This is a genomic window from Curtobacterium sp. AG1037, from assembly GCF_003349855.1.
Lineage (GTDB): Bacteria > Actinomycetota > Actinomycetes > Actinomycetales > Microbacteriaceae > Curtobacterium > Curtobacterium citreum.
Map to the genome: position 1 here is coordinate 495,408 of NZ_QQAO01000001.1, position 23,657 is coordinate 519,064.

Annotated in this window: 24 protein-coding genes and 1 tRNA gene; 20 read left to right on the forward strand and 5 right to left on the reverse strand. The window is 73.1% G+C overall.

All coding sequences use genetic code 11. The annotated features are described in order from the left end of the window. Positions 1 to 2: 2 nt before the first annotated feature. From DEU32_RS02285 to scpB, 4 genes are all read left to right on the forward strand, one after another. Complete coding sequence (locus DEU32_RS02285) at positions 3 to 824, forward strand: SseB family protein (RefSeq protein ID WP_114849125.1); 822 nt, start codon at positions 3 to 5, stop codon at positions 822 to 824. A gap of 86 nt (positions 825 to 910) precedes the next feature. After that, entirely contained in the window at positions 911 to 1,789 is an 879-nt protein-coding gene (locus DEU32_RS02290) for a ParA family protein (protein WP_058742961.1), read from the forward strand. Then, the gene (locus DEU32_RS02295; protein WP_114849126.1) at positions 1,773 to 2,588 is read left to right on the forward strand and encodes a ScpA family protein; all 816 of its coding nucleotides are present in this window, start codon (positions 1,773 to 1,775) and stop codon (positions 2,586 to 2,588) included. Before DEU32_RS02290 ends, DEU32_RS02295 begins: the two co-directional genes overlap by 17 nt. Next, positions 2,578 to 3,276, forward strand: a complete 699-nt coding sequence (gene scpB, locus DEU32_RS02300) for an SMC-Scp complex subunit ScpB (RefSeq protein ID WP_114849127.1) — start codon at positions 2,578 to 2,580, stop codon at positions 3,274 to 3,276. Before DEU32_RS02295 ends, scpB begins: the two co-directional genes overlap by 11 nt. Before the next feature lie 67 nt (positions 3,277 to 3,343). Here scpB and DEU32_RS17365 read toward each other — a convergent pair whose 3' ends face one another. Then, complete coding sequence (locus tag DEU32_RS17365; RefSeq protein ID WP_141860844.1) at positions 3,344 to 4,213, reverse strand: hypothetical protein; 870 nt, start codon at positions 4,211 to 4,213, stop codon at positions 3,344 to 3,346. A gap of 195 nt (positions 4,214 to 4,408) precedes the next feature. Here DEU32_RS17365 and DEU32_RS17370 point away from each other — a divergent pair, with 195 nt between their 5' ends. The 7 genes from DEU32_RS17370 (at position 4,409) to DEU32_RS02335 (ending at position 11,138) form a co-directional block, all read left to right on the forward strand. After that, entirely contained in the window at positions 4,409 to 5,209 is an 801-nt protein-coding gene (locus DEU32_RS17370) for a pseudouridine synthase (protein WP_220152766.1), read from the forward strand. A gap of 19 nt (positions 5,210 to 5,228) precedes the next feature. Then, complete coding sequence (locus DEU32_RS02310) at positions 5,229 to 6,353, forward strand: prephenate dehydrogenase (protein WP_114849129.1); 1,125 nt, start codon at positions 5,229 to 5,231, stop codon at positions 6,351 to 6,353. Between the two features lie 179 nt (positions 6,354 to 6,532). Beyond that, a complete protein-coding gene (cmk, locus tag DEU32_RS02315; protein ID WP_395858320.1) occupies positions 6,533 to 7,216 on the forward strand; it encodes a (d)CMP kinase in 684 nt (227 codons plus the stop codon). Positions 7,217 to 7,318: 102 nt separating this feature from the next. Beyond that, entirely contained in the window at positions 7,319 to 8,842 is a 1,524-nt protein-coding gene (gene der / locus DEU32_RS02320; RefSeq protein ID WP_114849130.1) for a ribosome biogenesis GTPase Der, read from the forward strand. A 20-nt stretch (positions 8,843 to 8,862) separates the two neighbouring features. Then, the gene (locus tag DEU32_RS02325; protein ID WP_114849131.1) at positions 8,863 to 9,483 is read left to right on the forward strand and encodes a hypothetical protein; all 621 of its coding nucleotides are present in this window, start codon (positions 8,863 to 8,865) and stop codon (positions 9,481 to 9,483) included. A 146-nt stretch (positions 9,484 to 9,629) separates the two neighbouring features. After that, entirely contained in the window at positions 9,630 to 10,163 is a 534-nt protein-coding gene (locus DEU32_RS02330; protein ID WP_258554755.1) for a hypothetical protein, read from the forward strand. Between the two features lie 105 nt (positions 10,164 to 10,268). Continuing rightward, complete coding sequence (locus DEU32_RS02335; RefSeq protein ID WP_114849133.1) at positions 10,269 to 11,138, forward strand: oxidoreductase; 870 nt, start codon at positions 10,269 to 10,271, stop codon at positions 11,136 to 11,138. Positions 11,139 to 11,224: 86 nt separating this feature from the next. On the opposite strand, the gene DEU32_RS02340 is transcribed toward DEU32_RS02335, so the two are convergent. From DEU32_RS02340 to DEU32_RS02350, 3 genes are all read right to left on the reverse strand, one after another. Further along, positions 11,225 to 13,357, reverse strand: coding sequence for an ATP-dependent DNA helicase RecQ (locus tag DEU32_RS02340; RefSeq protein ID WP_181819168.1), 2,133 nt, complete (start codon positions 13,355 to 13,357; stop codon positions 11,225 to 11,227). A 77-nt stretch (positions 13,358 to 13,434) separates the two neighbouring features. After that, on the reverse strand, positions 13,435 to 14,961 hold the full coding sequence (locus DEU32_RS02345) for a hypothetical protein (protein WP_114849134.1): 1,527 nt from the start codon (positions 14,959 to 14,961) through the stop codon (positions 13,435 to 13,437). 56 nt (positions 14,962 to 15,017) lie between these two features. Then, complete coding sequence (locus DEU32_RS02350) at positions 15,018 to 15,758, reverse strand: SGNH/GDSL hydrolase family protein (RefSeq protein ID WP_114849135.1); 741 nt, start codon at positions 15,756 to 15,758, stop codon at positions 15,018 to 15,020. A gap of 127 nt (positions 15,759 to 15,885) precedes the next feature. Here DEU32_RS02350 and DEU32_RS02355 point away from each other — a divergent pair, with 127 nt between their 5' ends. From DEU32_RS02355 to DEU32_RS02390, 8 genes are all read left to right on the forward strand, one after another. Further along, complete coding sequence (locus tag DEU32_RS02355; protein WP_114849136.1) at positions 15,886 to 16,716, forward strand: endonuclease/exonuclease/phosphatase family protein; 831 nt, start codon at positions 15,886 to 15,888, stop codon at positions 16,714 to 16,716. Then, complete coding sequence (locus tag DEU32_RS02360) at positions 16,704 to 17,294, forward strand: hypothetical protein (RefSeq protein WP_114849137.1); 591 nt, start codon at positions 16,704 to 16,706, stop codon at positions 17,292 to 17,294. Before DEU32_RS02355 ends, DEU32_RS02360 begins: the two co-directional genes overlap by 13 nt. 167 nt (positions 17,295 to 17,461) lie before the next feature. After that, positions 17,462 to 17,535, forward strand: a tRNA-Pro gene (locus DEU32_RS02365). A gap of 387 nt (positions 17,536 to 17,922) precedes the next feature. Next, positions 17,923 to 18,117, forward strand: coding sequence for a cold-shock protein (locus DEU32_RS02370; protein ID WP_181819169.1), 195 nt, complete (start codon positions 17,923 to 17,925; stop codon positions 18,115 to 18,117). A 414-nt stretch (positions 18,118 to 18,531) separates the two neighbouring features. Continuing rightward, positions 18,532 to 18,894, forward strand: coding sequence for a metalloregulator ArsR/SmtB family transcription factor (locus tag DEU32_RS02375; protein WP_258554756.1), 363 nt, complete (start codon positions 18,532 to 18,534; stop codon positions 18,892 to 18,894). Further along, positions 18,891 to 19,928: a cation diffusion facilitator family transporter gene (locus DEU32_RS02380; protein WP_114849139.1), complete on the forward strand. Its 1,038-nt coding sequence runs from the start codon at positions 18,891 to 18,893 to the stop codon at positions 19,926 to 19,928. The genes DEU32_RS02375 and DEU32_RS02380 overlap by 4 nt, the downstream gene beginning before the upstream one ends. Before the next feature lie 84 nt (positions 19,929 to 20,012). After that, the gene (locus DEU32_RS02385; protein WP_114849140.1) at positions 20,013 to 20,468 is read left to right on the forward strand and encodes a hypothetical protein; all 456 of its coding nucleotides are present in this window, start codon (positions 20,013 to 20,015) and stop codon (positions 20,466 to 20,468) included. Positions 20,469 to 20,574: 106 nt separating this feature from the next. Then, positions 20,575 to 21,174: a DUF305 domain-containing protein gene (locus DEU32_RS02390; protein ID WP_114849141.1), complete on the forward strand. Its 600-nt coding sequence runs from the start codon at positions 20,575 to 20,577 to the stop codon at positions 21,172 to 21,174. A gap of 208 nt (positions 21,175 to 21,382) precedes the next feature. Here DEU32_RS02390 and DEU32_RS02395 read toward each other — a convergent pair whose 3' ends face one another. Beyond that, positions 21,383 to 21,772 (reverse strand): MerR family transcriptional regulator, encoded by a 390-nt coding sequence (locus DEU32_RS02395; RefSeq protein WP_114849142.1) that lies wholly within the window; start codon positions 21,770 to 21,772, stop codon positions 21,383 to 21,385. A 236-nt stretch (positions 21,773 to 22,008) separates the two neighbouring features. Between DEU32_RS02395 and DEU32_RS02400 the strand changes: the two genes are divergently transcribed. Continuing rightward, positions 22,009 to 23,529 (forward strand): SulP family inorganic anion transporter, encoded by a 1,521-nt coding sequence (locus DEU32_RS02400; protein ID WP_114849143.1) that lies wholly within the window; start codon positions 22,009 to 22,011, stop codon positions 23,527 to 23,529. The last annotated feature ends 128 nt before the right edge of the window (positions 23,530 to 23,657 follow it).

A 23,657-nucleotide genomic window follows, 5' to 3' on the forward strand; every position in this document is an offset into this window, starting at 1 on the left:
CGGTGGCGGGCATCTCGAACGGCCGCGGCACGGGACCCGAGCCGACGCATGACGACGCGCACAGCCCCGGTGGTGCCGCCGACTCCGCGGGCAACCCCTGGGCCGGCCGGACGTTCGACGCGCACGACACCGCGTACGACGACGACGACGGCCTCGCCGACCCCGCGGTGGTCGCCGCGATCACCGCGCTGCAGCAGGGCGGCTCGCAGCGCGCCGTGGTGGACGCGCTCCGGTCCGCGCGGCTCCTCGTCCCGCTCGTCGCCGAGGCCGGGGACGTCGGCCACACGCCCGACGGCAAGCTCGTCGACAAGACCCAGGAGCTGTCCATCGTGACGGTCGCCGGGCCGGACGGGCGGAGGGTCATGCCGGCGTTCACGTCGGCCGAGGCGATGCGGTCGTGGGACCCGACGGCGCGGCCCGTGCCGGCGGACACGCGGCGCGTGGCGATGGCTGCGGCGAGCGAGGAGACCCAGCTCGTGGTCCTCGACCCGACGGCGCCGACCGAGTTCGTGCTGCGCCGACCGGCCGTGTGGGCGATCGGTCAGGACGTGCCGTGGACCCCGTGCTTCGAGGACCCGGAGGTCGCCCGGGCGTTCGCGGACTCCGTGGCCGACGAGCCGGCGATCGCGCGGGTCGAGCTGTCGCCCGGGGACCCGCTCGGTCGGTTCGCCGGGGCCGAGTTGACGGTGGGCCTCGCGCTCCACCCCGGTCTCGACCAAGGTGACGTGCAGGCCCTCGTCGGCCGCCTCCAGCAGCGCTGGACGGCGGACACCGTCGTCGCGGAACGCGTGGACAGCATGCGGGTGGCGCTGCGCCGGGCGTGAGTCGCGCCTCCAGGCCGGGAAGCGCGTGGCGCGCCCGCCCCGCCGGTCGCGCCGGGACGTCGGCGGCCCGCCGGTAGCATGACGGGGTGAGCACCAACCCGACGACCAGCCCCGGCACCGGCGAGACCCCGGTCGGCCCCACCGGGCGGCCCGTGCGGCAGTTCCCCGTCCCCGAGGAACTCGACGGCCACGGGCCGGCTCGCATCATCGCGCTCTGCAACCAGAAGGGCGGCGTCGGCAAGACCACGACGTCGATCAACCTCGGCGCCACGTTGGCCGAGTACGGCCGTCGCGTCCTCGCCGTCGACTTCGACCCGCAGGGCGCCCTGTCCGCCGGCCTCGGCGTGCGGACCCACGACATCCCCACGGTCTACGACCTGCTGATGGGCTCGGTGAAGGACCCGAACCAGGTCATCCAGCCGACGAACGTCCCGCTGCTCGACGTCATCCCCGCGAACATCGACCTGTCCGCGGCCGAGGTCCACCTGGTGAACGAGGTCGCGCGGGAGCAGATCCTGGCGAGCGTCCTCCGCAAGGTCGCGAACGACTACGACGTGATCCTCGTCGACTGCCAGCCGTCCCTCGGCCTGCTGACGGTGAACGCGCTGACGGCCGCGCACGGCGTGCTCATCCCGCTCGAGTGCGAGTTCTTCGCGCTCCGCGGCGTCGCGCTGCTCATCGAGACGATCGACAAGGTACGGGACCGGCTGAACCCGGCGCTGCAGCTCGACGGCATCCTCGCGACGATGTACGACTCGCGGACGCTGCACTCGCGCGAGGTCATGGAGCGCGTCGTCGAGACCTTCGACGACCGGGTGCTCGACACGGTGATCGGCCGCACGGTGAAGTTCCCGGACGCCACGGTGTCGGCGCGCCCGATCACGCAGACGGCCCCGGACCACGCCGCCGCCCACGCGTACCGGCAGCTGGCACGGGAGCTCGTCGAGCGTGGCGCCGTCGCCTGACCCGGCGGCCGCCACCGGGTTCCGCGTCCGGCTGTCGAACTTCGACGGCCCGTTCGACCTGCTCCTGTCGCTCATCACGAAGCACGAGCTGGACATCACCGAGGTGTCGCTCGGCGCCGTGACGGGTGAGTTCATCGCGTACGTCCGCCAGGCGGAGTCCGCCGACGAGCTCGACGAGGCGAGCGAGTTCCTCGTCGTCGCGGCGACGCTGCTCGACCTGAAGATCGTCGGGCTCCTGCCCCAGGGCGAGCTCGTCGACGCCGAGGACGTCGCCCTGCTCGAGGCGCGGGACCTGCTGTTCGCCCGGCTGCTGCAGTACCGGGCGTTCAAGCAGGCCGCGGAGTGGTTCGGGGAACGGTGGCAGGAGGAGTCCCGACGGCACGTGCGTCGTGTGCGGCTCGAGGAACGGTTCCGGGCCCGGACGCCGGAGCTCGTGTGGACGCTGTCGGTGCAGGACTTCGCCGCGCTGGCGATGCTGGCGTTCGCGCCGCGGGAGATCCCGACCGTCGGACTCGACCACCTGCACGCGCCGCTCGTGAGCATCCGGGAGCAGGCCGCGATCGTCGTCTCGCTCCTCCGCACACGCGCCGACGAGGACGTCTCGTTCCGCGACCTGGTCGCCGGGGTCACGGAGACGGGTATCGTGGTGGCTCGCTTCCTGGCGATCCTGGAGCTGTACCGGAACGCGTCGATCTCGTTCGAGCAGGCCGAACCGCTCGGGGAGCTCACACTCCGGTGGACCGCCGAGGACTGGTCCGACGAGAGCCTCGCGAACCTGGGAGCCGACTATGACGGATGACGCCGTGCACCGCACCGCCGCCCACGTCGCGCACGACGGCGGGGCCGGAGCCGAGCCCGGGGGAGCGGACGAACTCGACGCCGCGCCGCCCACCGCACCCCACGCCGCGCCGCTCGACGTCGCGGTCGACCGGCAGATCGAGGCGATCCTGATGATCGCGGACGAGCCCCAGTCGCTCGTGTCGCTCGCAGCAGCGGTCGGCGCACCCGTGCCCGTCGTCCGCCAGGCGGTGGAGCGGCTCGTCGCCGACTTCGACGGGCTGGTCGGGACCGTCCGTCGCGGCTTCGAACTCCGCGAGGTCGGCGGTGGCTGGCGCTTCTACGTCCGTGCCGACCTGGACGCCGTGGTCGAGCAGTTCGTCGAGGCCGAGCGTCCGGCGCGCCTGTCGCAGGCCGCGCTCGAGACCCTCGCGGTCGTCGCCTACAAGCAGCCGATCACCCGGTCACAGATCGCGTCGATCCGTGCCGTGAACGTCGACGGGGTGGTGCGCACGCTCGTGGCGCGCGGCCTCATCGAGGAGTCGTTCACTGATGCGGAAACCGGCGCCATCAACTACGTCACGTCCGACCTGCTCCTGCAGCAGCTCGGCATCAACTCGCTCGACGAGCTGCCGCTCATCTCGCCCCTCCTGGAGGACGGCGCCGGCGGCTTCGAGCAGAACGAAGGGATCCCCGATGGCCGCACATGAGGACGAACGACGAGGCGGGTCGCGAGACCGCGCCGGTTCCGGTCGCGACAGCCGGCCTGGAGGCGCGTCACGCGACCGCACCGCCGGCTCCGGTCGCGTGGGTGGCCGGTCCGGCGACGACCGCGGTGGGTACCGCGGCCGTGACGACCGCGGTACCGGTGGGTTCCGTGGGCGTGACGAACGTGGTGGGTCGGACCGTCGGTCGGAGGACCGCGGCGGGTACCGCGGCCGGGACGACCGCGGTACCGGTGGGTACCGGGGCCGCGACGACCGGGGCGGGTCGGACCGTGGCGGGTACCGCGGCCGTGACGACCGTGCCTCCGGTGGGTTCCGTGGGCGTGACGAGCGTGGTGGGTCGGACCGTCGGTCGGAGGACCGGGGCGGGTACCGCGGCCGTGACGAGCGCCCGGCTGGTGGGTACCGCGGGCGTGACGAGCGTCCTGCCGGTGGGTACCGCGGGCGTGACGAGCGTCCCGCCGGTGGGTACCGCGGGCGTGACGAGCGTTCCGCCGGTGGGTACCGCGGGCGTGACGAGCGTCCCGCTGGTGAGTACCGCGGCCGCGGCGACCGGCGCGAGGATGACCGGGGCCGCTTCGTCGGGCGCGGCGAGGACCGGCGTGCGAGCGAGCGCGGCGGGTTCGTCCGACGTGACGACGACCGTGGCGCACCTCGTGGTCGGGACGACCGCGGCCGCGACGACCGCGGCGGGCGCGACGACCGCGCCGGCGGCGGGTACCGTGGTCGCGACGACCGCGCCGGCGGCGGGTACCGTGGTCGCGACGACCGCGCCGGCGGCGGGTACCGCGGACGTGACGACGACCGCCGCGGGGGAGACCGCCGCGTCGCCGGACGCCGTGACGACCGGCGCGACGACCGCCGTGACCCGGCCCGCGAGGACCGCCGCAGCCCCGACGGTCGCCCGAGCACCGTCTGGCACAACGGCCGCCGCTACGTCGGCGGCACCACGACCGCCCGGAACGCCGACCGCCCGAGTGCCGTCGGCAGCCGCGGCACCGCGCCGCGCGCGGACACGACGCCGCACCCGGAGGGTGCACGCAACCCCCAGGGCGCACCGCTCGAGGGCACGCCCGAGCGCCCCGTGATCCCGGACTGGGACGCGTCGGGGGCGAGCGTGTCCGGCGGGGCCGGGGCGAGCCTCCAGGCCGACGGTGAGCGCCTGCAGAAGGTGATCGCCGCTGCGGGCGTGGCGTCCCGACGGGTCGCGGAGAACCTGATCGTCGAGGGCCGCGTGACGGTCAACGGCGAGGTCGTCGACGCGCTCGGTCGCCGGGTCGACCCGGCGACCGACGAGATCGCGGTCGACGGCGTGCCGGTGCAGGGCGACGCCTCGCGGCGGTACGTCCTGCTCAACAAGCCGGTCGGGATCGTGTCGAGCCTGCAGGACGAGCGGGGGCGGCGTGACCTGTCCGAGTTCGCCGACCGCTACGAGGAGCGCCTGTTCAACGTCGGCCGGCTCGACGCCGAGACCTCGGGGCTGCTCGTGCTGACGAACGACGGCGACCTGGCGCACGTGCTCGCGCACCCGTCGTTCGGCATCACGAAGACGTACATCGCGAAGGTCCGCGGCAACGTGAACCCCGGGACCGTGCAGCGCCTGCTCGACGGCGTCGAGCTCGAGGACGGGCCGATCGCGGCGGACAAGGTCCGGCTGCTCGAGTCGGCGAAGGGCGAGTCGCTCGTCGAGATCACGCTGCACTCCGGGCGCAACCGGATCGTCCGTCGCATGCTCGAGGCGGTCGACCACCCGGTCACCGACCTGGTGCGTCGCTCGTTCGGTCCGCTGCACCTCGGGTCGCTGCCCGTCGGCAAGACGCGCGAGCTGTCCACCGTGGAACTCGGCAAGCTCCTCCGCATCGCGCGCGAGGCCCGGGGTTCTGCACAGGCCGGGCCGGACGAGGAGCCCGCCGACTGACCGTCGGTAGGCTTGCCGGGTGACCGACGCCCCCGCACCGCTCGCCGAACCGGACATCGACCGGCGGCTCCGCGGACCCGTGCGCGTCGTCGGCGCCGGGCTCCTCGGGGCCTCGATCGGACTGGCGCTGCGCGAGAAGGGCGTCGACGTCGTCCTCGACGACGTGTCCCCGGCCGCCCTGGCGCTCGCCGTGGACTACGGCGCCGGCCGTCGTCCCGCCCACGGGGACGACCCGGAGCTCGTCGTCGTCGCGGTGCCGCCGGACGTCGTGGCCGCCGTCGTGGAGCGCGAGCTCGCGGCGTACCCGCGTGCGGTCGTCACCGACGTGGCGAGCGTGAAGACCGGGCCCCTCGACCGGCTCGTGGCGGCAGGGGCCGACGTCTCCCGCTACATCGGGTCGCACCCGATGGCGGGGCGGGAACGCTCCGGGCCGACCGCCGCGCGTGCCGACCTGTTCGTCGGACGGCCGTGGGTGATCGCCGGCCACGACGCCATCACGTACCAGCGCGCCGCCGTGGTCGAGGACCTGGCGCTCGACGTCGGCGCCACGGTCGTGCCGATGGCGCCGGAGTCGCACGACCAGGCCGTCGCCTACGTCTCGCACGCCCCGCAGCTCGTCTCGACGCTCATGGCCGCGCGGCTGCAGGACGCTCCGGAGGGCTCGCTCGACCTCGCCGGGGGCGGTGTCCGGGACGTCACGCGCATCGCGGCGAGCGACCCCGGGCTCTGGGTGCAGATCATCGGCGCCAACGCGGCGCGCATCCGCCCGGTGCTCGCGGACCTCCGTGACGACCTGGACCGCGTGCTGCACGCCCTCGACGACCCGGACGGCACGGGATCGCCGCGGACCATCGCCGAGACCATCGCCGCCGGCAACCGCGGGGTCGAGCGGCTCCCCGGCAAGCACGGCACCACCAGACGCTTCGCCCGGGTGGTCGTCCTGATCGACGACACCCCGGGGCAGCTCGCCGCCCTCCTGACGTTCATCGGGGAGATCGGCATCAACCTCGAGGACATGCGCCTCGAGCACTCACCGGGCGCACCGATCGGCATCGTCGAGGTGTCGGTCGTCCCCGATCAGGAACAGCGACTCGTCGACGAGCTCGACGGTCGCGGATGGAGGATCGCAGCAGCATGGGCCTGAACGACGAGACGACCCCGACCGTGCACGAGTCCGGAGTCACCGGCGTCCCGGACGGACCGGACACCGGCCTGCCGACCCCCGGCGACCCCAGCGGCCCCCTCGGCGGCGACGTCGCGGGCGGCCTCGACGGCCAGGGCGGCGGCGAGCCCGGTTCGACGAGCGCGCCGGTCCCCGCCGGACTGCCCGAGGGCGCCTTCGTCGCGAAGACCGTGATCGCGGTGGACGGTCCCGCCGGCAGCGGCAAGTCGAGTGTCTCCCGCGCCGCGGCCCGCGTGCTCGGCTTCGGGTACCAGGACACCGGTGCCGCCTACCGCGCACTCGCCTGGCACGCCCTGCAGCAGCGGGTCGACCTCGACGACGCCGCGGCGGTGCTCGCGAGCTGGGAGACGTTCGACTACGCGATCGGCACCGACCCCGACGACTACTTCGTGCGCGTCGGCGGCACCGACGTGACGCACGCGATCCGCACCCCGGAGGTCACCGCCGCGGTGGCGCACATCGCGAAGCTCCCGGAGGTCCGGCAGCGGCTCGTGCAGCTCTTCCGCCAGGTGATGCGTAAGGCCGACGGGCAGGGGATCATCACCGAGGGCCGGGACATCACCACGGTCGTCGCGCCCGACGCCGAGGTCCGGATCCTGCTGACGGCGGACGAGTCGGTTAGGATGGCTCGACGCTCGGCTGAGGTCACGACCCAGTCGGCCGCCGAGACCTCCGCCGCACTCGCTCGTCGCGACGCGGCGGACGCGAAGGTCGTCGACTTCATGAACGCCGCGGACGGCGTCACGACGCTCGACTCCACCGACCTCGACTTCGACCAGACCGTGCAGGCGGTCGTCGACCTGGCCCGCGCGGCCACGCACTGACGCACGACCGGACGGCTCCCGTCCGGTCCCCACAGCCGGGTGACCGGCCCGGCCGACACCGGCCACCGAACCCGCGGTTCCGGCCGCACGCGAGGAAACCACATGGCCCAGCAGGACAGCCACGACAACGACGACTTCCCGGAGTACGACGACGCCCTCGGTGAGCGGCTCGCTGGACTCGACGACGCCGAGGCGGACCAGCGGGCGAACGCGCTCCGTGCCGGACTCGACGAGTACGACCTGGACGACGAGGACGTCGCGCTCCTCGACGCCGGCGAACTCGGCGAGGACGGCGTCCACTACCTGCCGGCGTACCCGGTGCTCGCGATCGTCGGCCGTCCGAACGTCGGCAAGTCGGCGCTCGTGAACCGCATCATCGGTCGTCGCGAGGCCGTCGTGCAGGACGTCCCCGGTGTCACCCGCGACCGCGTCTCGTACAAGGCCGAGTGGAACGACAAGCGCTTCACGCTCGTCGACACCGGCGGGTGGGAGCCCGACGCCCGGGGCATCAACGCCTCGGTCGCGGCGCAGGCCGAGGTCGCGGTCGACCTCGCCGACGCCGTGCTGTTCGTCGTGGACGTCACGGTCGGCATCACGGCCACGGACGAGCACGTCGTCAAGATGCTCCGCGGCACCGACCGTCCGGTCATCGTCGTGGCGAACAAGGCCGACGACGACCGCCGCGACCTCGACGCCTTCGAGCTGTGGAACCTGGGCCTCGGCGAGCCGCACCCGGTCTCCGCGCTGCACGGCCGCGGCGTCGCGGACCTGATGGACCTGATCATCAAGACGCTGCCGGACACCTCGGCCGTCGCCAAGCAGGAGGTCGGCGGGCCCCGTCGCGTCGCGATCCTCGGCCGCCCGAACGTCGGCAAGAGCTCGCTGCTCAACAAGGCGGCGGGCGAGGAGCGCGTGGTCGTGAACGACCTCGCCGGCACCACGCGCGACCCGGTGGACGAGCAGATCGAGCTCGGCGGCAAGGTCTGGCGCTTCGTCGACACCGCCGGCATCCGGAAGCGCGTGCACCTGCAGCAGGGCGCCGACTTCTACGCGTCGCTCCGCACGACCGCCGCGCTCGAGAAGGCCGAGGTCGCCGTCGTGGTCCTCGACGTCACCGAGCCGATCTCGACGCAGGACCTGCGCATCATCGACCTGGTGCTCGAATCCGGCCGTGCGCTCGTGCTCGCCTACAACAAGTGGGACCTGCTCGACGACGACCGTCGCCGCTACCTGGAGCGCGAGATCGAGCAGGACCTGGCGCACGTCGCGTGGGCGCCCCGCGTGAACATCTCGGCGCGCACCGGTCGGCACCTCGAGAAGCTCGTCCCGGCGCTCGAGACCGCGCTCGAGTCGTGGGACACCCGCATCCCGACCGGCAAGGTCAACGCCTTCATCGCCGAGCTCGTGCAGGAGCACCCGCACCCGGTCCGCGGCGGCAAGCAGCCGCGCATCCTGTTCGGGACGCAGGCGTCGAGCCAGCCGCCGACGTTCGTCCTGTTCACCTCGGCGTTCCTCGACCCGCAGTACCGCCGCTTCATCACGCGCCGGCTCCGCGAGGTGTGGGGCTTCGAGGGCACCCCGATCAACGTCAACATGCGCGTCCGCGAGCGGCGGAAGCGCTCCTAGCGGGACTGCGGGGGCAGGGGGTGCGACGGCGAGCAGGACGGGGACCGGGAACGGTCGCCGTCCTGCTCGCCGTCGTCGTGCTCGCGATCGTCGGGGTGGTGGCGGGCGGCGTGGTCCCCGGGACCGGGTCCGAACGGGACGGCGGTCGGGTCAGCAGTGTGCGGCCGTGGTCCGATCCCCAGCCGTCCGCTGCGGCGACGCAGGACGTGCGCGTCGGCAACGCGCTCGGTGCGCCCGTGCCGCAGCAGTCCGCGGCGGCCGTGCCGCGCGCCGTCCGGGACTGGGTGGTGCAGGCGTTGCCGCTCGAGGGCGACCTCGTCGCCGTCGACGGCGGTGCGTCCGGTCGGGTGCGCATCGGGGCGATCGCGAGCTCCGAGGTGACGATCGCACTGCGCGACGTGGTCGTCGCTCCGGGCCACCCGTCCGTGGTCGTGCTGCTCTCGCAACAGGTGCGCGCGGACGGCCCGTCGCCCGGAAACGTCGACGTCGCGGGCGCGCTGGTCGAGCTCCCCGCCGACGATGCGTCCGCGTCGATCGTGCTGTCGGACCTGTCCGGGATCCCGACGGACGTCCGGTCGGTCGTCGTGGCGGACGCCGCCAGCGGTGTCGTGCTGGGACGCGCCGTCCTGCTCCCCGCCTGACGACGACCGCGGCTCTCGCGCGGCCCGCCCTGCTGGCCGTCGCGCGGCCGGTCGTGCCGCATGTCGCGCGGCCCGGCGTGCGGCTCGTCGGTCCGACCGGGAGGCGCGGCGCGGGTCTGCCCCGCCGGATGCGGCACCATGGACTCGTGCGTCTCCCCGCCCTCGCCGACCGTCTGTGGTGTCGGCTGCAGTTGGACCGTCTCGCCGGCGGCCGTCAGGCCGGCTACGTCATCCGCGAGGACATGCTCGCGCATCCCGACACGGTCCGGTCCTTCCGGTGGATCCGGTGGCTGCTCGTCGCCGAGACCGTGGTCGGCCTGGCGGCGATCGTCGTGGCCGTGCTGCTGACCCGTGCGGGGGAGACGGTCCCCTGGGCGGTGTGGTTCCGCGCGACCGTCGTGCTCCTCATCACCCTCACGCTGTACGTGTTCGCCTGGCGGGCGCAGCTCGGCTACTACTGGGCGTACCAGCGGCTGCGGTTGTTCAGCCGGATCTTCCCCGTCGTGACGCTCGTCGTCGCGGCGATCCCCGGGCTGTACCCGTTCTGGATGGTGATCGAGCAGATCGTGTTCTCGCTGCTGATGATCGGCATCGGGGACGTGCTGACGAGCGACCACATGCGGGCGACGTTCCCGAAGCCGGCACCGCGCAAGGCTTCCCGGGACCGAGTCTCGCGCTGACCGACGAGTCCCGTGTGCCCTGTGCCGTGACTCGTCGCAGAGCCCGAGACTCGGGAAGCGGCTGGCGCACGGGCACGACCGGGGAGCGAGGAGCATCGTCGAGGCATGACGAACGACACGCTCCCCGGCGGCACGTACGACCTCGGCGACCTCGAGGTCACCCGGTTCGGGTACGGCGCCATGCAGCTCGCCGGACCGCAGGTGTTCGGGCCGCCGGCCGACCGGGACGAGGCCGTCCGCGTGCTCCGCACGGCGGTCGAGCTCGGCATCACCCACATCGACACGGCGGACTTCTACGGCCCGTACGTCACGAACGAGATCATCCGCGAGGCACTGCACCCGTACGCGGACGACCTGCACATCGTGACGAAGGTCGGCTCGCGGCGGAACGCGAAGGGGCAGTGGCCGCCGGCGCGGAAGCCCGAGCAGCTGGTCGAGGACGTGCACGCGAACCTCGAGCGACTCGGGCTCGAGCAGCTCGACGTCGTGAACCTCCGGGTCGGCGGGTTCGACGCCCCGGAGGCCGGGAGCATCGCCCCGCAGTTCGAGGCGCTCGCGGAACTCCGCCGGCAGGGGCTGATCCGGCACCTCGGCCTGTCGACCGTCACCGCCGCGCAGCTCCTCGAGGCGCTCCGCATCGCGCCCGTCGTCTGCGTCCAGAACATGTACAACGTGGCGCAGCGGGCGGACGACGACCTGGTCGACCTGACCGCGGCGGAGGGGATCGCCTTCGTGCCCTACTTCCCGCTCGGCGGCTTCTCGCCGATCCAGTCCGGCGCCCTCGACGCCGTCGCCGAGCGCCTGGGGGAGTCACGGCTGTCGGTGGCGCTCGCGTGGCTGCTGCAGCGCTCGCCGAACATCCTGCTGATCCCCGGGACGTCCTCGGTGGAGCACCTCCGCGCGAACGTCGCCGGCGCAGGCATCACCCTGCCGTCGGACTCGCTCGCCGAACTCGACGCGATCGCCGCAGCCTGACCGCCAGAGCCCGACCGCCAGAGCCCGACCGCCGGAGCCCGACCGCCGGAGCCCGACCGGCCGAGCCAGGCCGACCGGGCCCGGCGTCAGGCGACCGTGGCGAGCGCGAACGGCAGCACGGCGTCCGCCCCCGCCCGCCGGAGCTCCCGCCCCGCGACCGTCACCGTCCACCGGCTGTCCACCAGGTCGTCCACGAGCAGCACCGGCCCCTCGTGCGCCTGCAGCGCCGCCGCGAGCCCGGGGTCGACCACGAACGTGTCCCAGACCCCGGCCAACCGGTACGCGCTGTTCGTCGCACCGTCCCCGCGCGGCTCGCCCCCGCTCCGCCCGAGCGTGCCGAGGAACCGCAGGCGACCGATCGTCGTCAGCGCCTGCGCGAGGGACGCCACGAGCTCCGGCCGCGACCGCGAGGACATCGCGACGACACCCGTCGGCCGCTCGGCCCACGGCCAGTCCTTGAGCGCCCGGACGCACCCGTCGACGAGTGCCTTCGACACGGGCCCGTCCGGCGTCGACGGCGCGAAGAGCGTGCGCAGGGGTCCGCCCCACCCGAGGTCGGTCAGCCGGGCGATCGCACGGCCCGGTTCGACGAGCTCGCCGGCCGGGATCCGCCCCTTCACCGGGACGCCGAGCGCCGACATGCCCGACGGCCACTGGGCGCGCGGTGCGACCTCGACCCCGACCCGGTCGAGTGCGGCGGCAGCACCGGAGGTGTCGGAGTCCGAGACCGCGGTCGGGTACCAGACGCCCGCGCAGTTGTCGCACCGACCGCACGGCTCCGCCGACGGGTCGTCGAGGTCCTGCTGCAGCAGCTGCATCCGGCACGCCGTCGTCGACTCGTACGCGAGCATCGAGGACGCCTCCGCCGCGCGGGCGGCCGCGACGCGCTCGTACCGGGGGGCGTCGTACTGCCACGGCTGGCCGGTGGACACCCAGCCGCCGGCGACGCGGCGCACGGCCCCGTCGACGTCGAGCACCTTGAGCAGGAGTTCGAGCGTCGACCGCTTGATGTCGACCAGCCCCTCGAGCGCGACGGTGGACATCGCGGTGTCGGTGGACAGGGCGCCGAGCACGGCGGCGGCGCGGGACTCGGTCGGCATCGACGCGCTGGCGAAGTACTGCCAGATCTCCTGGTCCTCGCGGCCGGGCAGGAGCAGGACGTCGGCGTTGTCGGTCGCACGTCCAGCGCGACCGATCTGCTGGTAGTACGCCACGGGGGAGGACGGCGCCCCGACGTGCACGACGAACCCGAGGTCCGGCTTGTCGAAGCCCATCCCGAGCGCGCTGGTCGCGACGAGGGCCTTGAGCTCGTTGGCCTTGAGCTGCTGCTCGAGCTGCTCGCGCTCCTCGTTGTCGGTGCGCCCCGTGTACGCACGGACGGCGTACCCGTTCTCGCGCAGGAGCCGCGCGATGTCCTCGGCCCCGGAGACCGTGAGCGTGTAGACGATCCCGCTCCCGGGCAGCTCGGCGAGGTGCGCGAGCAACCACCCGAGCCGCTGTCGGGCGTCCGGCAGCGTCAGGACCCCGAGCCGGAGCGACGCACGGGCGAGCGATCCGCGGATGGTGAACACCGGGTCGGCAGGACCCGCGGTGAGCTGCTCGGCGACGTCCTCGACCACGCGCTCGTTCGCGGTGGCGGTCGTGGCGAGGACGGGCACCCCGTGCGGCAGGGACCTGATGAGCTCCGCGAGCCGTCGGTAGTCCGGCCGGAAGTCGTGGCCCCAGTCCGAGATGCAGTGCGCCTCGTCCACCACGAGCATCCCCATCCGCGCCACGAGCGTCGGGAGCTGCTCATCGCGGAACCGGGGGTTGTTGAGCCGCTCCGGCGACACGAGGAGCACGTCGACCTCGTCCCGGGCGAGGGCGGCCTGCGTGTCCGCCCACTCGTGCGCGTTCGCGGAGTTGATCGACACCGCGCGCACCCCGGCCCGGGCGGCTGCCGCGACCTGGTCGCGCATGAGCGCCAGCAGGGGGGAGACGAGCACGGTCGGCCCGCCGCCCCGCCGCCGGAGCAGCAGCGTGGCGAGGAAGTACACGGCGGACTTGCCCCACCCGGTGCGCTGCACGACGAGCGCGCGCTGCCGGTGCTCGACGAGGGCCGAGATCGCCTCGAGCTGGCCGGGGTGGAAGACCGCGTCCGGCCGGCCGGTCAGGGCTGCGAGGGCCTCCTGTGCCTCGGCGGCGATCGCGGCGGACGGCTGCGCGGTGGTCGTGTCCATGCCCCCATGCTGTCAGCACCGACCGACGGAACCGGCCCCGATCCTCCCGGCTGTGGACAACCCGGCGACGCGACCCGCTACTGGTAGGTGATGAGCGACGGCGTCGGCGTCACGTCCGCCATCGTCTGCTCCGGGGTCAGCATGGGCGTGTCCTCGTCGATGAAGTTCTTCCAGCCCCAGTGCACCCCCGCCGGCGCGTCCTGGTGCAGCGCCTTCCACGTCGCCTGCTTGTCCGGCTGCGACCCCTGCCCGTCGACGTGCACGAGCAGGTCGATCTCGGGGTGAAGGGTCAGCGACGCCCGGTCCTGGACCATCGACAGCCGGAACTGGTGCAGGACCAGGGCCTTCGGCGGCAGGTCGTGCTGACGGACGAGTCCGGCGAGCCACGACGACACCCGGTCGACCTCGTCCGCCGAGACGCTCCCGATCTGCCGGAGCGGCACCTGGTCCGGCCCGAGCCGCCACTCCGGGTCGAGCGCGAGCCACACGTTCGGCTCCCGCAGCAGCGACTCGTACCGCTTCGCCTGCGACAGGAAGTCCGAGCGCCCGGGCTGCAGGTCGAGCACCACGGGCATCCCCGCCCGCCGCGCGGCGTCGACGTACGGCTGCAGCGTCGAGACCGGGAGCTCGCGCGAGTAGTCCCCGTCCACCCCGGGGTCGCCGGCCGCGACGGTCGCGATGACCTCGAGCGCGGGCGAGACCGGCTCGTCGCCGAGGCCGTCGTACGAGTCCGCGAGCTGCTCCGCCCGCTGCACCGTCGCCGCCGGGTCCTGCTCGCCGAGGACCCCGAGCACCGGCGCGCCCGGTGCCCCGTACAGCGCCGTCCAGCGGTGCCCGTCGAACGGTCGCTGCCCGCCGTGCGGCAGCTGCCAGCCACCCTGCGCGGCCCGCACCGTCCACCCCGGGTCCGACAGCGCGCGGAACGTCGCACCCACGAACACCGTCGGGTGCCCCGCCCGGTCGTGCAGCGTCGACACGACGTCGGGTGCCGCCGCGGGGTCGGTCACCCCCGCGGGCATCACGACCACGTGTGCGCCGGCCGCCTCCGCCGTCGCCACGGCCGGCGCGTCCGACCGGCGGTCCGCCACGACGACGGTCGCCGGACGGGAGGCACGCCCCACCGCCGCAGCGTCGCCCGCGTCCGGTGCGTCCCGCTCCGGCACGTCGGTGTCGACCGACACGTCTCCCTCGGCCTGGTACCAGTCCGCGCCGAGCCGCTCGAGCTCCGCGGCGACGGCCGCGTCGCCCCGCGAGGAGCCGTCGTCGCTCGGAGTGCGCTCGCCCGCCGCCGGATGGCCGGCCGACGGCGTCACCAGCAGCGGCACGTGCGCCCGACGGGCGGCGCTCGCCGCCGTGGCGACCGCGCGCTCGTCGCCCGCGGGCGCGACGACGACGCCCCGTGCGTGTGCGAAGAGGGCGCGGCTCACCTGGACGGACCGGGTCGTGGGGTCGTCGGACGCCGCGACCCGCACGGCGTCGGCGGCGGGACGGGTCAGCTCGGTCGCCGTCTGGTCTGCTGCGTCCGCCGTGCACCCGGCGGCACCGAGCAGGAGCCCGGAGACGACGAGTGCGAGCAGGGGGCGGAGGGGACGACCGGAACGCATCGGGCCACCCTAACGGGGGCCACGGGCGCGACCTGGACGCTACGTCAACGCTCGGTTCAGAGGTGGAAGCCGGCGCGCTCCAGGTCGGCGAGGAACGCCGCCGCGAGCTGCTGCTGCCCGGCGACCGTCGGGTGCTCGCTGTCGTCCTGCAGCCAGTCGGCGTGCCCGGCGATCGGCTGGCCGACGTCGATGTACGTCCCACCGACCGTCGCGAGCGCCTGCTGCAGGTCGGTGCTGCTCTGCGCCACCTCGTCCGGGACGTCGCCCGGCTGGTCCCACAGCGTGCTGAACCCGACGATCTTCGCGTCGGGCAGCGCCTGGTGCAGCTGTGTCACGGTCTGCATCGTGGCCGTCGCGAGGGCGGTCGGGTCCTCGCCGAGGTCGTTGTCCGACGACTGGATCACCACGAGCTCGGGCTTCGCGGACACCGCGCCCTGGATCAGCCCCGCGTAGTCCGTTCCGCAGTCGCCGACCGAGATGAACCCGGCGCCGCTGCACGAGTCGTTCGCCACGACCGCGCCGGTCTGCCCGCCGATCAGCGACGGCCACGCGTCCGCGGAGTCGTCGAGCCCGTAGCCGGCCATGATCGAGTCACCGATCGTCACGACGTCGCTGTCCACCGTGAAGGACGGCGGGGTCGGCGTGGGCGACGCGCTCGGGGTCGGGCTGGCGGAGGCGGTGGTGCGCGCGGCGGAGGCGACGGACTCGTGTCCGACGGCGGCGTGCCAACCGAGGACGCCGACACCGGCGACGACCGCGACGAGCGCAGCGGCGAGGAGCGGACGGGTCGAGGGCATGCGTTCGACTGTAGGTCGCCGGAGCGGTCGCTGTCCGGTCTCTGTGCCGACTGCTGGACGCTTCATGGCTGGGTCATGGGGAGCGCGACCTGGGAAGCCGACAGGTGTCGTCTCGTAGACAGGGTGCATGCAGGCCCCGCCCGACGACCAGCCCACCATCGGACCGGTCCCGGCTCCCGCCGTGCACTGCATGACGCTCAACCTGCGGCGGCGCGTCCCGCGACCGCCGGCCCACCCGGACGCGTGGGAACGGCGCCGGGACGCCGTGGTCGCGCTCGTCACCTCCGAAGTGCCCACCGTCCTGGCCGTCCAGGAGGCACTGCCCACGCAGACCGCGGACCTCACGTCGCGTCTCGGGTCGCGTTGGGAACCCGTCGTCGTCGGCCGCGGCGCGCGCGGGGGCGGCGAGGCCGTCGGCCTGCTGCTCGACCGGGAGCGGGTCCGGGTCGTCGAGCGGCGCACCTGGGCGCTCTCCCGCACGCCGTCGCGACCCGGGTCGCGCTCCTGGGCGACCGCGTTCCCGCGGCACGCCGTCGGTGCGGTCCTCGAGGACCGCGCGACCGGCACCGTGTTCCTCGCCGTCGCGACGCACCTCGACGTCGCGTCCCCGTGGGCGCGCTTGCGGCAGGCGGAGCTCCTCGGCCGGGTCGTCCGCCAGCGGGGCCTGCCGGCCGTCGTGATGGCGGACTGGAACTGTCCTGCGGGCTCCGCGCCGTGGCGAGCCCTGGCGGAGGCGGGGGTCGTCGACAGCGTGCCCCGTGCCTCCCGGCTGGTCGGCGAGGAGTGGGGGACGTACCCGCACTACCGGGATCCACGTGTCGGGGGCCGGCGCATCGACGGGGTGCTCGTGACCGAGGACGCCGTCGTCGAGCGGGCCGCCGTGTCCTTGCGCCGACCCGGCGGGGTCTGGCCGTCCGACCACGCGGCCGTGCACGCCGTCGTGCGGTGGGCGTCGTGATCGCGGCGCTCGGACCGACGTTCCTGCGGCCGCGCTTCACCGTCGCCGACGTGGTGCGGCTCGCGACGCTCGTCAGCGTGCCGGTCGCCGCCGTCGGGTGGGGGAGCACCTCGTTCGCGGTGATGGCCCTCGCGCTGTTCGGCGTCGTCGTGCCCCGCGCGCTCGGGCTGCGGCCCGCGTTCGACCTGGCCGTCTGCCTGCTCGTGCTGCTCGCGGGGTGGTCGAGCGCGCTCGAGTGGTACACGTCGGTGTTCCTGTGGGACAAGGTCGTGCACGTCGTGCTGACCGGGCTCCTGGCGGCGCTGCTCGCGGTGATCGCCGCCGACCTGCGGCTCGTGCCGCACGCCCCGGAGGCCGGACGGGTGGCCGTGGCGCTCCTGGTGTTCTGCGCGGGGCTCGCGATCGGGGCCGTGTGGGAGATGTGCGAGTGGCTCGGGCACGAGTTCGTCGACTCAGCGATCTTCGTCGGCTACGACGACACGATCGGGGACCTGGTGGCGGACGGGCTCGGCGGGCTGCTCGTCGGGTTCGCGCTGCCGTGGCTGGCGGCGTCGCGGGAGGTCGTCCGGCCGGGGTAGCGGAGGGGTGCCGCGGGTGGTGGGTCGCGACGTGACGCGCGGTGGGCCTCGGCGACGCGCCGTGGCGCGGAGGGGGTCCGGCGTCCGCTATGCTTGACGGGCTGCTCGCGCTCCGGTCGGACGCGGCGGTGGATTCCACTCGTGGGGTCCGGGTCCGTCAGGACTCACGGGCTGTGGCGCAGCTTGGTAGCGCACTTGACTGGGGGTCAAGGGGTCGCAGGTTCAAATCCTGTCAGCCCGACCGAGAAGCCCCGATGGAACACAGGTTCCGTCGGGGCTTTCGTCGTCCGTGCTGCATCCGCGGCCCCGGTGACCCTCGTGGATCGCGTCCCCCGTGGATCGCACGGAGACGGGGGCCGGTACCGGCTCGTTCGTGGACCCGACCACTCGACCGCGGTGGCTCGCTCGTCCGGGTGTGCGGCGATCGCTACTGCACGGACCGCAGCAGTCGACGGGACGTACCCATGACGGAGCTCGTCGGCGATCACTGGCCTGTCGGCTGAGCCGAGGGCGCGTCGGCTGATTGCCGGAGGTGCTCGTGTGAAGGTGCCCGTCGTGCGGACCGCTGCGGAATTCGGGATCACCGACGAGGAGGCGTCCCTCCTGGTCACGGGCCTGCTGGAGTGGGGTGGGCCGGCAGGGCTCACGACCGCTGCGGCGCTCGGGTGAGCCGGACTCGGACGTCTTCGCGCACTGCTCCGTGCTGAGCGGGCACGGGTTCCTCGCGCTCCGACCGGGCCAGCCCGTCAGGTTCGAGGTCGAGCCCCACCCGCCAGGACAGGACGGGTACTTCTTCCGCGCCCTGCGCGTCACGGCGGTCTGACCGCCGGGCGAGCGGCGGACCCGGTGGCGTTCCGAGCGGCCGACCACAGGGCGGACGGGAGGCACGGTGCCAGCTGGCACCGTGCCTCCCGTCCGGATCCGGGGCCGACCGCGAGACCGGTGGAAGCGTCCGCGACACGGCGGCGCCGTGCCGCCGGCCCCGGCGCGGGCCGGGCCAGGGGCGGTGCCCCGCTTCCCGACCCCGGACGACGCCCCGCCAACCGCGAGTGCCATCGAGGCTGACCAGACCAGCACGAGGGCCAGCACGAACCAGCCCGGGTACGTCCGTCCCGCTCCGCCCGGACGGTGCGCCTGCATCGGGTCGTGCCGGTGCCGCAGGTCATCCGTCACGGCGCGAGGACACGGGCTCGCCTTCGGGGCCTCCGGACTGGGGACCGCTGTGTACTATCTGCGTGTGCACGTAGACAAGCAGCCCTGCGGATTGAGTCCGGAGTCCGAGTACGTCGAGCTCGCCGTCGAGGTGTTCGCGATGCTCGCCGACGCCACCCGCGTGAAGATCATCCTCGCGCTGCGCGACGCCGAGGAGCTGTCCGTCAACCGGCTGGCCGAGGTCGTCGACAAGAGCGCAGCCGGGGTGTCGCAGCACCTGGCGAAGCTCCGTCTCGCGCGGATGGTGTCCACCCGTCGCGACGGGACCACCGTGTACTACCGCCTGACCGACGAGCACGCTTCGGAGCTGGTGGTCGACGCCGTGAAGCAGGCGGAGCACGTCGTCGGGTCTGCGCACCACCACCGTGGAGAGCGGGGGAGCGCATGAGCGGGCACGACCACACGGCGGTCCACGGCGGCCACCAGCATGAGCACCAGCACGACCACGACCACGGTGCGGACGGCCACTCGCATCCGCACGGCGGGGCGAAGGGGTTCCTCTACGACTTGTTCGTGCCGCACACGCACGACTCCGCGGACTCGATCGACGACGCGATGGAGGCCAGCACCGCCGGCGTCCGCGCCCTGAAGACCAGCCTGTTCGTCCTCCTCGCCACCACGGTGCTGCAGGCGGTGATCGTCGCGTTCACCGGATCGATCGCGCTGCTCGCGGACACCGTTCACAACTTCGCCGACGCCCTGACCGCGGTGCCGTTGTGGATCGCGTTCGTCCTCGGACGGCGGGTCGCGAACCGCCGCTACACCTACGGCTACGGCCGCGCCGAGGACCTCGCCGGCATGTTCATCGTGTTCGTCGTCGCCCTCTCCGCCGTCGTCGCCGGCTGGCAGGCCATCGACCGGTTCATCACCCCGCGACCGATCGAGAACCCGTGGCTGCTCGTCGTCGCCGGTCTCATCGGCTTCGCCGGCAACGAAGCGGTCGCGATCTACCGCATCCGCGTCGGCCGGAAGATCGGCTCCGCCGCGCTGGTCGCCGACGGGGTACACGCGCGTCTCGACGGGTTCACGTCGCTGTCGGTCGTCCTCGGCGCGATCGGTGTGCTCCTCGGGTACCCGATCGCCGACCCCATCATCGGGCTGCTCATCGCCGTCTCGATCATGGTGCTGCTCTGGGGGACCGTGAAGTCCATCGGTGCCCGACTCATGGACGCCATCGACCCCGCCCTCGTCGGCAGGGCAGAGCACGCGCTCGAGCACACTCCGGGTGTCGAAGCCGTCCGGGACCTCCGGCTGCGCTGGGTCGGGCACCGGCTCACCGGGTCCGCCACGGTCGAGGTCACGGCATCGTCCCTGCACGACGCCGAGCACGTCGCCGAGCACGCTGCCGAACACGTGCACGAGGTGATGGGCAACGTCGACGAGTTCACCGTCACGCCCGCCGTCCACGTGCAGCACCGGTGACCATGATCTGACGGTGGGTTGCCGCAGCCCGCGGTCGTGCCGCACCATGGGAGCGCGCGCCCGATCCGTCCGCTCGGAAGACTGATGCTCACCACCACCGCCTCCCCGCGTCGCCGGCTGCTGCTGCAGACCACGGCGACGCTGGCGCTGCTGCTGCTGGTCGGGTTCACGGTCCTGATGCACTCGATGGCCGGGCACACCGCCGCCCACGAGCACTCGACGGCTGCTCCGATGGCCACCGCCGAGCACGGCCACGTCGCGACCGCCGAGCACGGCGAGCACGCGGCGCCCCAGACCGCGATGGTGACCGTCCTCGCCGACGCCGGCTGCGACGGTGGCCTGTGCGCACTGATGTGCTCCCTGATGGGGATGGCCTGCGCGCTGACGATCACGCTGTTCACGTGGGTGCTGCTGCGCGCACGGACCGGCGGCGTCCTCGCGCTGCTGTCGCGGCTGCTCGCGCTGGCCGGCCGGCGGCCACGCCGCATCGCGGCACCGAGACCACCGTCACCCACGGCGTTGCAGGTCATCCGGATCTGATCCGCCCCTGCGGGACCCCACCTGCGGAGGGTGGCTCCCGCGTGCCCGGATCCGGGAGGCGTCCGCCTGCCCGGAACACCTGACGCATCCACGGGAACGGAAGACCATGCACACCACCACGACCACACGCACCCTCGCGATCGCCGCCGCGCTGACCCTGGGCCTCACCCTCGCCGGGTGCTCCACGAGCAACACCCGCTCCGAGGCCGGTTCGTCCTCGTCGTCGACGCCGGCCGCGTCGGCGCACGACGACCAGGACGTGACGTTCGCGCAGATGATGCTGCCGCACCACGAGCAGGCCGTCGAGATGAGCGACATGCTCCTCGCGAAGGGTGACGGCGTCGATCCGGACGTCGCTGCCCTCGCGGAGCAGATCAAGACCGAGCAGTCGCCGGAGATCGAGCAGCTCACCAGCTGGCTCCGGGCATGGGGTGCGCCCACCGCGTCGAAGCACTCCGGGACGGGGTACGCCATGTCCGGGACGATGTCCGACTCCGACATGACCGACCTCGACCAGGCGTCTGCGCAGGACGCCGGGAAGCTGTTCCTCGAGCAGATGATCCAGCACCACGAGGGCGCCGTCGAGATGGCGACGGCCGAGGTCGGCGAGGGCGGGAACGCCGAGGCGGTCGCGTTGGCGAAGTCGATCGTGTCGAGTCAGACCGAGCAGATCACCCGGATGCAGGACATGCTCGCGGCGACGTGATCCCGGCGTGGATCGGGGCGGGCCGTCCGGCACGCCCCGATCCAGAGTCCTCACCCTCGCCTGACAGGCGTCCGCCCCGACGTGGCCACGGACGGACGGGAGGCACGGTGCCAGCCGGCACCGTGCCTCCCGTCCGGTGGTGGTGGGATCACGACCAACGCGGGCCAGCAGGCGGCCGCTCGACGGCGCGGCGCGCCGCTCGGGACCGCTACCGACTGCGGAGGATGCCGAGGAACTCGTCGGCCATGGCCAGGTGCTGTTCCAGTCGAGCGCGCCGCTCCTCGGTGTCGCGGACGTACTCGTCGAGCTGTGTCCGGAGACGAGCCCGCTCGGTGGCGTCCGCGGTGTCCTCGAGCGCGTCGACGACCGCGAGGAGGTCGGCCATCTGGTCGAGCGTGAACCCGAGGGGCTTCATGCGTCGGATGATGAGCAATCGCGCGAGGTCGGTCTCCGTGTAGAGGCGGAAGCCGCCCTCGGTGCGGCCGGACGGGCGCAGGAGCCCGACCTCGTCGTAGTGGCGGATCGTGCGGTTCGACAGGCCGGTGCGGTCGGCGAGCTCGCCGATGTGCATCGTCGTCGGTGCCGGGTCGTCCGTCATCGTGCGTGCCTTCCCCTGGCCGTGGTGCGTCCTGCAGAGCGTAGTGCCCGGCGGCGCGCAGCACACCTTGCGCACCAACCCTCCCGTTGCGGTAAGGTTGGGACGTCCCAACCTTTCCGCAACGGAAGAGTCGGAACCGGTCGGATGCTCCGACGCCGCCGGCCCTGCGCGATGACGCGCCCCACGAACAGCTCTCGCGGGCGCAGCGCCCGCACCCCGCCACCCGAAGGAGAACCGTGACGACCGTCACGCAGTCCGTGCCCGTGCAGGCGCATCCGAGTCCCACCGTCCTGTCCGCACTGCGGAACCCGAAGATCCTGCTCCGCGAGGTCCTCGCCGGCCTCGTCGTCGCCCTCGCCCTGATCCCCGAGGCGATCTCGTTCTCGATCATCGCCGGCGTCGACCCCCGCGTCGGCCTGTTCTCGGCATTCGTGATGGCCGTCGTCATCTCCTTCGTCGGCGGCCGGGCGGCGATGATCACCGGCGCAACCGGTGCCATCGCGCTCGTCGTCGCCCCGGTGATGAAGGAGCACGGCCTCGACTACCTGATCGCGACCGTCCTGCTCGGGGGGATCCTCCAACTGGCCCTCGGTGGCCTGGGGGCGGCGAAGCTGATGCGGTTCGTCCCGCGGTCCGTGATGGTCGGGTTCGTCAACGCGCTCGCGATCCTGATCTTCACCGCGCAGCTGCCGAACATCATCGGCGTCTCCTGGCTGGTCTGGCCGATCGCCGCCGCCGGCATCGCGATCATCGTCCTGCTGCCGCGACTCACGAAGGCCATCCCCGCACCCCTGGTCGCGATCGTCGTCCTGACCCTGGTCACCGTGTTCGCGTCGATCGCCGTCCCGACCGTCGGCGACGAGGGCAAGCTGCCCGACAGCCTCCCGACGCTCTTCATCCCGAACGTCCCGGTGAACCTCGAGACGCTCACGATCATCGCCCCCTACGCACTCGCCATGGCCCTCGTCGGGCTGCTCGAGTCGCTGATGACCGCGAAGCTCGTCGACGAGGTCACCGACACCGGCTCCCGCAAGACCCGTGAGGCCCTCGGGCAGGGTGTCGCGAACATCGCCTCCGGCCTGTTCGGCGGGATGGGCGGCTGCGCGATGATCGGCCAGACGATGATCAACGTCAAGGCCTCCGGCGCCCGCACCCGCATCTCGACGTTCCTGTCCGGCGTGTTCCTGCTCGTCCTCGTGGTCGGGCTCGGTGACGTCGTCGCGATCATCCCGATGGCAGCCCTCGTCGCCGTCATGGTGATGGTCTCCGTCGGCACCTTCGACTGGCACAGCATCACGCCCTCCACCCTCAAGCGGATGCCCGTCGGCGAGACGATCGTGATGGTCCTCACCGTCGTGATCGTCGTCGCCACCGACAACCTCGCCATCGGCGTCATCATCGGTGTCATCGCCGCGATGATCGTCTTCGCCCGCCGCGTCTCCCACTTCACCAACGTCTCGCGGAGCATCGAGACGCTCCCGAACGGTGAACAGCACGCGCTCTACGCGGTCGAGGGTGAGCTGTTCTTCGCCTCCTCCAACGACCTCACCACCCAGTTCGACTACTCCGGCGACCCCGAGCTCGTGATCATCGACATGACGAAGTCGCACGTGTGGGACGCCTCCACCGTCGCCGCGCTCGACTCGATCGAGACGAAGTACCACCAGCACGGCAAGCGGGTCGAGATCCGCGGCATGAACGACGCCAGCCAGGCCTTCCACGGTCGCCTCGCCGGGAACCTCGGCTCGGGTCACTGAACTCACAGACCTCCGCCCGGCCCCACCTCTAGGTGTACTCGGCCGTGACGTTGGTGACACTTCGGGGGTTGTGACGCGACGAGGCCTCCTGGCTTGATGGAGCTGTCTAGTTCTGCCACTGCCAGGAG

Excerpts from the sequence above, each read along its gene's own strand:
- DEU32_RS02335 (WP_114849133.1), top strand. The coding sequence starts at position 10,269 with ATGACGAACGACACGCTCCCCGGCGGCACGTACGACCTCGGCGACCTC.
- DEU32_RS02350 (WP_114849135.1), bottom strand. The coding sequence starts at position 15,758 with ATGCCCTCGACCCGTCCGCTCCTCGCCGCTGCGCTCGTCGCGGTCGTC.
- scpB (WP_114849127.1), top strand. The coding sequence starts at position 2,578 with ATGACGGATGACGCCGTGCACCGCACCGCCGCCCACGTCGCGCACGAC.
- DEU32_RS02340 (WP_181819168.1), bottom strand. The coding sequence starts at position 13,357 with ATGGACACGACCACCGCGCAGCCGTCCGCCGCGATCGCCGCCGAGGCA.
- DEU32_RS02385 (WP_114849140.1), top strand. The coding sequence starts at position 20,013 with ATGCTCACCACCACCGCCTCCCCGCGTCGCCGGCTGCTGCTGCAGACC.
- der (WP_114849130.1), top strand. The coding sequence starts at position 7,319 with ATGGCCCAGCAGGACAGCCACGACAACGACGACTTCCCGGAGTACGAC.
- DEU32_RS02355 (WP_114849136.1), top strand. The coding sequence starts at position 15,886 with ATGCAGGCCCCGCCCGACGACCAGCCCACCATCGGACCGGTCCCGGCT.
- DEU32_RS02395 (WP_114849142.1), bottom strand. The coding sequence starts at position 21,772 with ATGACGGACGACCCGGCACCGACGACGATGCACATCGGCGAGCTCGCC.
- DEU32_RS02380 (WP_114849139.1), top strand. The coding sequence starts at position 18,891 with ATGAGCGGGCACGACCACACGGCGGTCCACGGCGGCCACCAGCATGAG.
- DEU32_RS02345 (WP_114849134.1), bottom strand. The coding sequence starts at position 14,961 with ATGCGTTCCGGTCGTCCCCTCCGCCCCCTGCTCGCACTCGTCGTCTCC.
- DEU32_RS02390 (WP_114849141.1), top strand. The coding sequence starts at position 20,575 with ATGCACACCACCACGACCACACGCACCCTCGCGATCGCCGCCGCGCTG.